The following is an 11961-nucleotide window of genomic DNA, read 5'->3' as shown; positions in this document are numbered from 1 at the left end:
GTGGGTAGAGACCTGCAGGAACAATACCAGCATCGCGCAGCAAGCCGTTCTTGCACGTGCCCACATCCCTCATGGTGAGCTTGTCGAACCACGCACAGCGCCCTCACCCACCCTACAAGGGCCAGAAGAACAGGATTGCCGGCACCGACACGGCGATGATCAGCACTTCCAGCGGCAGCCCCATGCGCCAGTAGTCGCCAAAGCGATAACCGCCCGGCCCCATGATGATCGTGTTGTTCTTGTGGCCGATGGGTGTGAGGAACGCGCAGGAAGCGGCCACGGCGACCCCCATCAGGAAAGGATCAGGCGAAACGTCGAGCCCCTTGGCGATGGAAAGCCCCACCGGAGCAGCAATCAGCGCCGTCGCCACATTGTTCAAAAAGTCCGAAAGCGTCATCGTCACGATCATCAGGATCGCAAGGATCGCCCAGGCGGGCAGTGCGCCAGTCAGCGAAAGAATGGAATCGGCAATCAGCTTGGTGCCGCCGGAATCCTCGAGTGCCAGCCCGAGCGGAATGAGCGAGGCTAGGAGCACGATCACCGGCCATTCGACGGATTCGTAGACTTCGCGCGCGCCAACCACATTGAACAGCGCATAGATGGCGACTGCACCGGCCAGTGCCACGGCGAGCGGCACGAAGCCCATGACCGAAGTCGCCACCGCCGCCGCAAAAACGCCCACGGCAAACAGCGCCTTGCCGCGCTGGATCACCGTATGGCTCTTTTCAGCCAGCGGCAGCACGCCCAGCCAGTCGGCAGCATCGTTCACCCGGCTTTCAGGCCCTAGAAGAAGCACCACGTCGCCCGGCTTGATGACCAGCTTGCGCACCCGCTCGCGGAACCTGCGCCCCTGACGCGAGACACCCAGCAGGGTCACGCCGCGGCGATAAAGCAGCCGCAGATCGTTCGCGGTGCGTCCCACCATATGGGCGTTGTCGGGGACGATGGCTTCCACCAGCACCAGAGACTTGCCGCGAATGCCACCGTGTTCTTCGGAACCCGGCGCATCGAGGTCAGCAGCGCCGATGAAGGCTTCAATGGATTTCGGATCGCCTTCGAGAATGACGTGATCGCTCTTGCGCAATTCCTCGCCGGCGGCAAATCCCGGCAGGCGCTTGCCGCGCCGCACAAGGCCGAGAACGGTCACGTCGTGCTCATCGGCAAGCGGGTAGAGTTCGCTGACGGCCTTGCCGATGAAACCGGACTTTTCCTTTACACCCGCTTCCGCAACGAACAGGCCCGCCGCACCATCTTCACCGACAGCCGCCGCCTGTCCGGTATCGGGGATCAGCCGCCACCCGACCGTTGTCACGAACGCGATGCCGACAATGGCGCACACCAGCCCCACCGGCGAAAAATCGAACATGGAGAAGGATTCGCCCAGCGCCCGCCCGCGAAACTCGGCGATGACGATGTTGGGCGGCGTGCCGATCAGCGTGATCATGCCGCCGAGGATCGTCGCAAATGAAAGTGGCATGAGCGATTGCGAGACGGGGCGCTTTGCCTTTTTTGCCGCCTCGATGTCGAGGGTCATCAGCATGACCAGCGCGGCCACATTGTTGATGACAGCGGAGAGACCCGCGCCGATCACCGACATGAAGCCGATATGTGTTGAAAGGGAACGCCCCGACGAGAGCACGAAACGTGCGATCAGTTCCACCGCGCCCGCGTTCATCATGGCGCGCGAGACGATCAGCACCAGGGCGATGATGACCACAGCCTCGTGGCCAAAGCCCATGAATGCGTCATGCGCATCCACAACACCCGCCACCACCGCGATGATCAGCGCCGCGAAGGCAACCAGATCATAGCGAATGCGACCCCAGACAAGGAAAGCAAAGACGACGCCCAGCAGACTGAAGAGAAAGATCTGCTCATAGGTCATGCATGTGCCCCCTGCCTGCGGTCGCTGATTGTCTCGGTAGCTGCCTGTTGGTCGATCCGACTATAGGAAAGTCCGCGCTGGACGTCTGGTTCCCGTATCCGTTGAATTGCCGTTCAACTCCGCATCCTCAGATGCAGCGCCCGCCGTCCACTTCCAGCGCAACACCGGTGATGAATTCCGCTTCGTCGGAAGCAAGCCACAGGGCCGCATTGGCAATGTCGAGCGGTGTGGAAAGCCGGCCGAGCGGAATGGATGCGCGGAACTGCGCGCGCTTCTCCGGCGTGTCCTCACCCATGAACTGATCGAGCATACCGGTCTCGCCCGCCACCGGGCAAAGGCAGTTCACACGGATGTTCTGCGGAGCGAGCTCCACGGCCATGGACTTGGTCGCGGTGATTGCCCAGCCCTTCGAGGCATTATACCAGGTAAGACCCGGGCGCGGGCGCAGGCCGGCCGTCGACGCGGTGGTGATGATGGAGCCGCCGCCCTGCTTCTCCATGATCGGCACCACAGCCTGCGCGGCGTGATAGATCGCCTTCATGTTGACGGCGGTGATGAGATCGAAGGTTTCCTCGCCCACGTCAAGCATGGGGCCGTTGCGATGCGTATAGCCTGCATTGTTGACCATGATGTCGAGCCGGCCATGGGCCTGCATGGCGGCATCCACCATCGCGTCCACATCGGCCTTCATGGAAACATCGGCGGTGACGGGCAGCGCAGCCTCGCCAATCTCGCCGGCGATCTTTTCCGCACCCTTCGCATTCAGATCGGCAACGATGACCTTTGCGCCTTCCTCCGCGAAACGCTTTGCCATTCCTGCGCCAAATCCGGACGCCGCGCCGGTGATGACGGCGACCTTGCCTTCAAGTCGTGCCATTTCGAAATTTCCTGTCAGTGTTAGCCGTGGTTGAAAACGATTGTCTTTGTGGCGGACATGTCGAACAGGGCTTCAAAGCCCTTTTCGCGTCCATGGCCGGATTTCTTGAACCCGCCAAAGGGGAGTTCGATGCCGCCGCCCGCGCCGTAGCCATTGACGAAGACCTGGCCGGCGCGCACGCGCTTGGCCACGCGGTGCTGGCGTGCGCCATCGCGTGTCCATACGCCGGCCACGAGGCCGAATTCCGTGTCGTTGGCAAGGCGGATCGCATCCGCTTCATCTTCAAACGGGAAAAGCGAAAGCACGGGCCCAAACACTTCTTCCTGTGCCAACGCTGCCTTCGGGTCGACCGCACCGAAAAGCGCCGGCGCCTGGTAATAGCCGCCTTCCGGCGCGTCCGGATGCACCGTGCCCTCGGCCAGAAGCGGGATGCCCGCTTCCTTTGCGGCCGCGATAAATCCGGCGACCTTGTCGCGCTGCGCCGGGTTGACCAGCGGGCCGATGTCGAGATCGGCATCATGCGGTCCTGCGACCAGCTTTGAAAAGCGCTCCGCCAGGGCCGAAGCGACGTCCTCGTAAATCGGCTTTTCGATCAGAACGCGGCTGCCGGCAGAGCAGGTCTGCCCGCCATTCTGGATGATGGCGTTGACGAGCACCGGAAGCGCCGCCTCGATATCCGCGTCGGCGAACACGATCTGCGGCGACTTGCCGCCGAGTTCCATGGTCACGCCGCGATTGTTCACGGCGGCTGCCTGCTGGATTGCCGTGCCGGTCATCGGCGAGCCGGTGAAGGTCACGTAATCCACCAGAGGATGCGCGGAAAGGGCGGCACCGGCGCTGCGGCCATAGCCGGTGATGACGTTGAACACGCCTTCGGGAATGCCCGCTTCATGCGCCAGTTCGGCAATGCGGATCGTGGTCAGCGAGGCGTCCTCGGCGGGCTTCACCACCAGCGTGTTGCCCATGGCAAGGGCCGCGCCCACAACGCGGGCGAGAATCTGCATCGGATAGTTCCACGGGGTGATGCCCACCACCACGCCATGCGGCTCGCGCAGCGTCAGTGCCGTGTAGCCGTCGAGAAACGGGATCGTGTCGCCGTGGATCTTGTCGGCCGCACCGCCGTAAAACTCGTAATAGCGCATGGTGGCCGTCACATCGGCCTTGCCCTGACGGATCGGCTTGCCTGTATCGCGCGATTCAAGTGCTGCCAGTTCCTCGCCGTGCTTCTCCACCAGATGGAAAAGCCGTGTCAGGCAGCGTCCGCGCTCCACCGCCGGCATCCGGCTCCATGGCCCCTCGTCAAACGCCTTGCGGGCGGATTTCACCGCAAGATCCACATCCGCCTCATTCGAAGCGGGGATGGACGCGAAAACCCTGCCGTCGGACGGGCAGCGAACGTCGATGCGTTCGCCCGAGAGCGAATCGACGGAGCGCCCGTCGATGAACTGCATGAAAGCGCGGCCCTCAGCCACGCTGCGCGAAAAATGGGTTCCCATCCCTGCCGCTCCGGTTTGTAATGTCAGTGCGCAAGCCTATGCTCGCGAAGGGAACCATGGGAAACCCGCCATGCGAAGACATGTCAAGGCACAAATGGTTATGCAGGTTTGGCTCAGCCTCGATATGCGCGTGCGACGGAATCCCATCTGGCTTTCTTAAATCGATTAGACTATAGCAACGGCAAGCTCTACGGACGCAGACGGAGAAACCATGACCAGCCAGACAATTCCGGTCGAACCTTTCGATCTCGTGGTGTTCGGCGCCACGGGCGACCTCTCCGAACGCAAGCTGCTGCCGGCGCTCTATCAGCGCCAGCGGGCGGGGCAATTCACCGACCCGACCCGCATCATCGGTTCCTCGCGCACCAAGCTCTCCGATGAAGAGTTTCGCACCTTCGCTGAAAAGGCGATCCGCGAGCATGTCGCCAAGGACGATATCGAGCCGAGGGAGCTCAAGCATTTTCTGGCTCGTCTTTCCTACGTGCCGGCGGATGCGAAATCGGGAGAAGGCTTTGCAGATCTCAAAACCGAGGTCGGTGACAGCAAGAGCGTGCGCGCCTTCTACATGGCAGTGGCACCCAGCCTTTTCGACGACATTGTCGGACAGGTGGACAAGCATGGCCTGTCGACAGACACGGCCCGCGTGATCGTTGAAAAGCCCATTGGCCGTTCGCTGGCCTCCGCGCACGAATTGAACGACGCCATCGCCCGCGTTTTCGACGAGCAGAACGTCTTCCGCATCGACCATTATCTCGGCAAGGAGACGGTGCAGAACCTGATGGCGCTGCGCTTTGCCAATGCGCTCTACGAACCGCTCTGGAACTCCGCCCATATCGACCATGTGCAGATCACGGTGGCCGAATCCGTCGGGCTGGAAGGCCGTGCCGGCTATTACGACAAGGCCGGGGCGCTGCGCGATATGGTGCAGAACCACATCCTCCAGCTTCTCTGCCTCGTTGCCATGGAGGCGCCCGCCTCGATGGACGCCGATACGGTGCGCGATGAAAAGCTGAAAGTGCTGCGCGCGCTCAAACCCATCACCACCGCCAGTGCGGAAAAGGCGACCGTGCGCGGCCAGTACCGTGCCGGTGCTTCCAATGGCGGCGCGGTGAAGGGCTATACGGAAGAGCTGGAAAGCGGTGAGAGCAACACCGAAACCTTTGTCGCCATCAAGGCCGAGATCGAGAACTGGCGCTGGGCGGGCGTGCCCTTCTATCTGCGCACCGGCAAGCGGCTCGCCACCCGCGTTTCGGAAATCGTCATCGAGTTCAAGCCAATTCCGCACTCCATCTTCGAGGATGGCGCCGGCAAGGTCTTTGCCAATCAGCTCGTCATCCGCCTGCAGCCGGACGAAGGCGTCAAACAGTGGATCATGATCAAGGATCCCGGCCCCGGCGGCATGCGCCTGCGCCATGTGCCGCTCGACATGAGCTTTGCCGAATCCTTCAGCGTGCGCAATCCCGATGCCTATGAGCGGCTGATCATGGATGTGATCCGTGGCAACCAGACCCTGTTCATGCGCCGCGACGAGGTGGAAGCGGCATGGCGCTGGATCGACCCGATCATTGCCGCCTGGGAAGACAACGAGCAGCCCGCGCAGGGATACACGGCAGGCACATGGGGACCGTCTTCCTCCATTGCGCTGATCGAGCGCGACGGCCGCACCTGGCATGAGAGCACCTGACCATGGTGGACTGCAAATGGCATGAATTCGCCTCGCCGGAAGCGCTGGCGGAAGATCTTTCGGCCACTGTTGCCGGTAAGCTCGCCACGGCCGTAAAGGAGCGGGGCCGCGCAGCGATTGCTGTTTCCGGTGGCCGCACGCCTGCCCTCTTTTTCGACCATCTGTCACGGTGCGACATCCCCTGGAACAAGATCACCGTCATCCTTGTGGACGAGCGTTTTGTCCCGGCGGACTCACCGCGCTCCAATGCCCGGCTGGTCGCTCAGCATCTCTTGCAGAACAAGGCAGCCCGTGCCGCCTTCGTCGGCCTCTACCAGCCTGCAGACAGCATTGCCGATGCGGCCGAAAAAGCCGCAGGCGTGCTCGCGGAAATTCCGGCGCCCCTCGACGTGGTGGTGCTCGGCATGGGCAATGACATGCACACCGCCTCGTTCTTTCCCGACGCCACAACCATCGAGACGCTGCTCAAACCGGCAGAAGGGCCGGATGTGCTGCCCGTCTCCTCTGAAAGTGCCGGCGAGCCGCGCCTGACACTGTCCATAAACCGCATTGCCGGCGCGCGTTTCCTCGCCCTTCACATCGAGGGCGACGACAAGCGCAGGACGCTTGAGGAAGCGCTTGCCATGCAGCCCGGCCCGACCGCGCCCATCAGCGCGGTGCTCGCCGGGGCAAAACACCCTGCCCGGATATTCTGGGCGCCCGCCAGCCAGAGCTGAGGCACGGGACCAAACGTAAAAACAGGACGCAACGCCATGACCGCCAGACCCGAAATCGAAGCCGTCACAGCCCGCATCCGCGAGCGTTCGCGCGCCAGCCGCGAAGCCTATCTGGAGCGTCTCGACCATGCTGCCGGTCAAGCGGTTCACCGCTCCGTTCTCTCCTGCGGAAACCTCGCCCATGGGTTCGCCGCCTGCGGCCCGACCGACAAAGCGGCCCTCGCAGGCGACCGGGTTCCCAATCTCGGTATCATCACCGCCTATAACGACATGCTCTCGGCGCACCAGCCCTTCGAGCCTTATCCCAACATGATCAAGGAGGCCGCGCGCGCGGCCGGCGGTGTGGCGCAGGTGGCCGGCGGTGTGCCCGCCATGTGCGACGGCGTCACCCAGGGTCAGCCCGGCATGGAGCTCTCGCTCTTTTCGCGCGATGTCATCGCCATGGCTGCCGCCGTCGGCCTGTCTCACAACATGTTCGATGCGGCCGTCTATCTCGGCGTCTGCGACAAGATCGTGCCAGGTCTTGTGATTGCCGCCCTCACCTTCGGCCATCTGCCCGCCGTTTTCATCCCTGCCGGGCCCATGACATCCGGCCTGCCCAATGACGAAAAGGCCCGCATCCGCCAGCTCTATGCGGAAGGCAAGGTGGACCGCGCGGCGCTGCTCGAAGCGGAGTCCAAATCCTATCACGGACCCGGCACCTGCACCTTCTACGGCACCGCCAATTCCAACCAGATGCTGATGGAGATCATGGGCCTGCACACGCCCGGCTCCTCCTTCATCAACCCCAACACGCCCCTGCGCGACGCCCTGACGAAGGAAGCGGCCAAACGCGCGCTTGCCATCACCGCGCTCGGAAACGAATTCACGCCCGTTGGCCGCATGATCGACGAGCGCTCCATCGTCAATGGCGTGGTGGGGCTCAATGCCACCGGCGGCTCCACCAACCACACCATGCATCTGGTCGCCATGGCGGCGGCAGCCGGCATCAGGCTCACCTGGGACGACATCGCCGAAATCTCCGACCACGTGCCGCTTCTCGCGCGCGTCTATCCCAACGGGCTTGCGGACGTGAACCATTTCAACGCCGCCGGCGGCATGGGCTTTCTGATCCGTGAACTGCTCGACGACGGCTATCTGCATGAAGATGTGAGCACCATCTGGGGCGAAGGGCTGCGGCCTTACACGGTCGAGGCGAAGCTTGCCGATGATGGCACTGTCGCGCGCATTCCCGCGCCCGCCACCAGCGGCAACGAAAAGGTGCTCGCCACAGCGGCCAAACCCTTCCAGCAGACCGGAGGCATTCGTGTCCTGTCCGGCAATCTCGGCAAGTCCATCATCAAGATTTCCGCCGTCAAGCCCGAGCACCGGCTGATCGAGGCGCCGGCCATCATCTTCCATTCGCAGGACGAGATGCAGGAGGCGTTCAAGGCCGGCAAGCTCGACCGCGATTTCATCGCCGTCATCCGCTTCCAGGGACCCAAGGCCAATGGCATGCCCGAGCTCCACAAGCTCACACCGGCCCTTGGCGTGTTGCAGGATCGTGGCCGGCGCATCGCGCTTGTCACCGATGGCCGCATGTCTGGCGCCTCCGGCAAGGTGCCGGCAGCCATCCACGTCACGCCTGAAGCGCTCGACGGCGGCATGATCGGCAAGCTGCGTGACGGCGATCCGATGCGCCTCGATGCCGAGAAGGGTACGATCGAAGTGCTTATCGACGCGGACGAACTCGCCGCGCGCGAAAGTGCCAACCCGGACCTTTTGGCCAACGGGTTCGGCATGGGGCGCGAGCTTTTCGCCGGCTTCCGCCAGCTTGCAGGGCGCGCGGATCAGGGGGCTGCCGTTTTCTGATCTGGAACAATCAGCCGTCGCGGTGCATTCTCTCCATGATCGGAGGGGGCGGTGAACGGCTACTGGTTTCTTTTCAGACGGTTTTCGAGAGCCCTTTGGTTTCTCCCCGCGCTGTTCTGCGCGTCGGCGGTACTCGTCGTCGTACTCGCTTATCTTTCCGCCAGCCTTTTCCCCGAGGGGCTGGAGGAAAGCGCGATCCCCATCACCGTCTCCGCAGATGCCCTGCGCAATATTCTCGGCATCGTTGCCTCGAGCATGCTGGCGGTGGCGGTGTTTGCGCTCTCCACCCTCGTCAACCTCCTCACAAGCGCAGCGCAGACCGGCTCGCCCCGCGCCGTTCCGCTCTTTTCCGGCAACCGCGCCGCACGTACCACGATCTCGGTCTTCATCGGCGCCTTTCTCTTTTCCATCATCGGGATCATTGGCCTGTCGAGCGACATCTACACGCTCGGCGGGCGGTTGATCCTGTTCATCGCCACAGTGTTCGTCGTCTTCGCGGTGGTCTGGGCTTTGATCCGCTGGGTCCGCGAAATCTCGGTTGTTGGCCGTGTGGTGGAGATGACAAGCCGGCTGGAGGATGCGACCCGCGAGGCGCTCAATCGCCTTGGCCGCGACGGACTCTATGGCTGCAGTCCAGGCGAAGGCGCACCCATCGGGCATGAGGTTGCAGCCGGCAGCGTCGGTTTCGTGCAGCATTTCGATCCCCATGCGCTTCAGGAACTGGCGGACGACAAGGGCCTTGTCATCCATGTGTGTGTCCGGCCCGGAGACTATGTAGACCATGCTGCAATCATTGCCGTGGTCGTCGGTGAAGCGGATGAGGCGGTGCTGAAAGCCATCCGCGGCGATTTCATCATCGGCGAGGAGCGCACATTCGATTCCGATCCCGGCTTCGGCTTTCTCGTTCTGGCCGATGTGGCGCGGCGAGCCCTGTCACCCGGCGTCAACGACCCCTCGACCGCCAATCACGTCCTCACCGTGCAAACACGCCTTCTGGCCGACTGGGCGCTGACGGAGAGGAAGGAAGAACGGAACGAGCCACCTTATCCGCGCATTCGCTTTGCGACGGTCAGCCCGGAGCGCTTGCTGGACGAGGCCTTTCGGCCGATCTCCTATGAAGCGGCTAGTGCGGCGCCTGATGTTCAACAGGCGCTCCTGCGCGGCCTTGCCTCACTTGCCAGCGTCGCACCGGATGCTTTTCAAAAGGCCGCCGCAGCCCTTGCAGAGGATTTCATGGCCCGCGCTACCTCCGAGGGCTCGCACCAGCCCGACATTGTAGTTCTGCGAAAAGTGGCAGCCGGCTTGACCGGAGGCACCGAGCGCCTCGCCCTTCGACAAGCTCAGGATGAGGGCTGATGAGGCGCAAGACGCATGTCACCAGCCATGCTATCCGACGACGCTGAAGTAGCCCTCATCCTGAGCTTGTCGAAGGGCGAGGGCGCCTGGCACAACCATCAAAATGAGCCAGAACACCAATCTCAATAGGTGGTGCGCCGCTCTTCAGAGGGTGGGCGCCCGAACTGCTGGCGGTAGCTTTGCGCGAAATAGGAGTGCGAGGTGAAACCCGTGGCAATCGCCACGTCGAGGATCGCCATATTGGTCTGACGCAGAAGCTCACGCGCCCGCTCCAGCCTCAGCCGCATGTAATAACGCCCCGGCGTCATGCCCAGATGCCGCAGAAACAGCCGTTCCACCTGCCGCACCGAAAGGCTGGCCGCCCTGGCCAGTTGCACCGCCGAGTAGGGCTCGTCCAGATTGTCGGCCATCAGTTCGACAATCTTCTTCAGCTTTTCCGACTTGCCGGTGAGGTCACGCTCAGGCCCGGTGCGCTGGCGGTCGCCCGGCGAGCGGATGCGTTCATGCTGGAACTGGTTGGCCACTTCATTGGCCAGTTCCACGCCCAGGTCGCTCCGAACGATCTCCAGCATCAGGTCTATGGAAGTGGTCACGCCGGCGCAGGTATAGCGTTTGCGGTCGATCTCATAAACATTGCCGGTGCACTCGATCTCCGGAAACCGCTCCATGAACGAGGCGCGGTTTTCCCAGTGGATCGTGCAGCGATGACCCTCAAGCTGCCCGGCCTCCGCCAGAAGATAGGAGCCAGCCGCCAGCGCGCCAAGTGCTGCACCGCGCCGGCCGAGCGAACGCAGCCCCGCCAGCACCGTGCTCTTGCCGGGAAACTCCGTCGTCAACCCCACACACACAAAGAGAATATCGACTGGAGGCAGATCGGCGATCGCATAGTCGATCTTGATCGGCAGACCGTTGGAGGCCATCACCGCTTCACCATCGGCGGAGACGGTGACCCAGCTATAGACATCCCGTCCCAGAAGACGATTGGCCGAGCGCACGGTGTCGATGGCCGCCGCCAGCGAAAACATCGAAAATCTATCCACCAGCAGAAAGGCAAACTGCCGGGTATCCTGCCGCGCCTCGCCCATGGCCCATTGTTGTAAAGCAGGCTGGTCCGGCAGGAAAGACATGGCTGATGATCCAGTTGGGGCCTGCCCCTAGAAAGCAGGAGGCTCAAGTCCCGCAGTGCGAAATGCGGAGGTCAGCGTGTTCGCCATCAGCATGGCGATTGTCATCGGCCCGACGCCACCGGGCACCGGCGTTATGGCACCGGCATTTTCCTTCGCCTCTGCAAAGGCAACATCGCCCACCAGCCGGGTCTTCCCCTCGCCCTTTTCCGGAGCGGGGATGCGGTTGATGCCGACGTCGATCACCGTGGCGCCCGGTTTCACCCAGTCCCCCCGGATCATTTCGGGGCGTCCGACCGCCGCAACCAGAATGTCGGCGGTTCTTGAAAGTGCGGGAAGGTCCTTCGTGCGGCTATGGGCAATCGTCACCGTGGCATTGGCGGCCAGAAGCAGGTTCGCCATCGGCTTACCGACAATGTTGGAGCGTCCGATCACCACCGCCGAGAGACCGGAAAGGTCACGGCCGCGCACCCGTTCCAGCATCAGCATTGCGCCGGCGGGCGTGCAGGGCACAAAGGCGCTGCCGAGCGCGCCCGTGCCAAGGCGACCCACATTGATGAAATGGAAGCCATCAACATCCTTGTCGGGGTCGATGGTCTGGATGATGCGACCCTCATCGATATGTTTCGGCAGGGGGAGCTGCACCAGAATGCCATGGATCGCAGGATCGGCATTGAGCTCCTCGACCAACGCCACCAATTCTTCCTCGCCGGTCTCCTCCGGCAGCGAATGCTGTACCGAATGAAACCCGCATTCCTTCGCGCGGCGCGATTTGGAGGCGACATAGACCTGGCTGGCCGGATCCTCACCGACGATCACCACGGAGAGCCCCGGCGTCACGCCGGTCTCAGCGAGCCTGACGGTCTCGGTCTTGACCTTCGCCACCACATCCTCGGCGAGGGCTTTTCCGTCAATGATTTCGGCCATGTCTTTCCCCGGTGCAGCTATCAAGGGGTGCGAGGCGGCTCTTCG

9 protein-coding genes are annotated in these 11961 nt (G+C 62.8%); 4 read left to right on the top strand and 5 right to left on the bottom strand.

Features of this window, described 5'->3' with window-relative positions:
• Positions 1 to 112 precede the first annotated feature (112 nt).
• From AC07E3_RS07050 to AC07E3_RS07040, 3 genes are all read right to left on the bottom strand, one after another.
• A complete protein-coding gene (locus AC07E3_RS07050) occupies positions 113 to 1885 on the bottom strand; it encodes an SLC13 family permease (RefSeq protein WP_223004827.1) in 1773 nt (590 codons plus the stop codon).
• A gap of 127 nt (positions 1886 to 2012) precedes the next feature.
• Positions 2013 to 2762 (bottom strand): SDR family oxidoreductase, encoded by a 750-nt coding sequence (locus AC07E3_RS07045; protein ID WP_322339722.1) that lies wholly within the window; start codon positions 2760 to 2762, stop codon positions 2013 to 2015.
• Between the two features lie 20 nt (positions 2763 to 2782).
• Positions 2783 to 4258 (bottom strand): aldehyde dehydrogenase family protein, encoded by a 1476-nt coding sequence (locus AC07E3_RS07040; RefSeq protein ID WP_478360865.1) that lies wholly within the window; start codon positions 4256 to 4258, stop codon positions 2783 to 2785.
• A gap of 211 nt (positions 4259 to 4469) precedes the next feature.
• On the opposite strand from AC07E3_RS07040, the gene zwf reads away from it, so the two are divergent.
• From zwf to AC07E3_RS07020, 4 genes are read left to right on the top strand one after another with little or no spacing between them, the layout of a single operon-like run.
• On the top strand, positions 4470 to 5942 hold the full coding sequence (gene zwf / locus AC07E3_RS07035) for a glucose-6-phosphate dehydrogenase (protein WP_478360863.1): 1473 nt from the start codon (positions 4470 to 4472) through the stop codon (positions 5940 to 5942).
• 2 nt (positions 5943 to 5944) lie between these two features.
• A complete protein-coding gene (gene pgl / locus AC07E3_RS07030; protein ID WP_478360861.1) occupies positions 5945 to 6658 on the top strand; it encodes a 6-phosphogluconolactonase in 714 nt (237 codons plus the stop codon).
• 36 nt (positions 6659 to 6694) lie between these two features.
• Positions 6695 to 8509 carry a phosphogluconate dehydratase gene (gene edd, locus AC07E3_RS07025; protein WP_478360859.1) on the top strand — a complete coding sequence of 605 codons (1815 nt, stop codon included), beginning with the start codon at positions 6695 to 6697 and terminating at the stop codon, positions 8507 to 8509.
• 51 nt (positions 8510 to 8560) lie between these two features.
• Positions 8561 to 9865, top strand: a complete 1305-nt coding sequence (locus AC07E3_RS07020; RefSeq protein ID WP_478360857.1) for a DUF2254 domain-containing protein — start codon at positions 8561 to 8563, stop codon at positions 9863 to 9865.
• Between the two features lie 122 nt (positions 9866 to 9987).
• On the opposite strand, the gene AC07E3_RS07015 is transcribed toward AC07E3_RS07020, so the two are convergent.
• Together AC07E3_RS07015 and folD are read right to left on the bottom strand one after the other, a co-directional pair.
• Positions 9988 to 10950 carry a GlxA family transcriptional regulator gene (locus tag AC07E3_RS07015; RefSeq protein ID WP_336067617.1) on the bottom strand — a complete coding sequence of 321 codons (963 nt, stop codon included), beginning with the start codon at positions 10948 to 10950 and terminating at the stop codon, positions 9988 to 9990.
• Between the two features lie 69 nt (positions 10951 to 11019).
• Entirely contained in the window at positions 11020 to 11916 is an 897-nt protein-coding gene (gene folD / locus AC07E3_RS07010) for a bifunctional methylenetetrahydrofolate dehydrogenase/methenyltetrahydrofolate cyclohydrolase FolD (RefSeq protein ID WP_336067056.1), read from the bottom strand.
• Positions 11917 to 11961: the final 45 nt, after the last annotated feature.

This window comes from Nitratireductor lacus, assembly GCF_056431025.1.
The sequence above is the reverse complement of the archived record's forward strand: the minus strand, read 5'-3'. Positions and strand labels throughout refer to the sequence as shown.

Coding starts and splice junctions, on each gene's coding strand:
- folD (WP_336067056.1), bottom strand. CDS start 11,916: ATGGCCGAAATCATTGACGGAAAAGCCCTCGCCGAGGATGTGGTGGCG.
- AC07E3_RS07045 (WP_322339722.1), bottom strand. CDS start 2,762: ATGGCACGACTTGAAGGCAAGGTCGCCGTCATCACCGGCGCGGCGTCC.
- pgl (WP_478360861.1), top strand. CDS start 5,945: ATGGTGGACTGCAAATGGCATGAATTCGCCTCGCCGGAAGCGCTGGCG.
- edd (WP_478360859.1), top strand. CDS start 6,695: ATGACCGCCAGACCCGAAATCGAAGCCGTCACAGCCCGCATCCGCGAG.
- AC07E3_RS07050 (WP_223004827.1), bottom strand. CDS start 1,885: ATGACCTATGAGCAGATCTTTCTCTTCAGTCTGCTGGGCGTCGTCTTT.
- AC07E3_RS07040 (WP_478360865.1), bottom strand. CDS start 4,258: ATGGGAACCCATTTTTCGCGCAGCGTGGCTGAGGGCCGCGCTTTCATG.
- AC07E3_RS07015 (WP_336067617.1), bottom strand. CDS start 10,950: ATGGGCGAGGCGCGGCAGGATACCCGGCAGTTTGCCTTTCTGCTGGTG.
- zwf (WP_478360863.1), top strand. CDS start 4,470: ATGACCAGCCAGACAATTCCGGTCGAACCTTTCGATCTCGTGGTGTTC.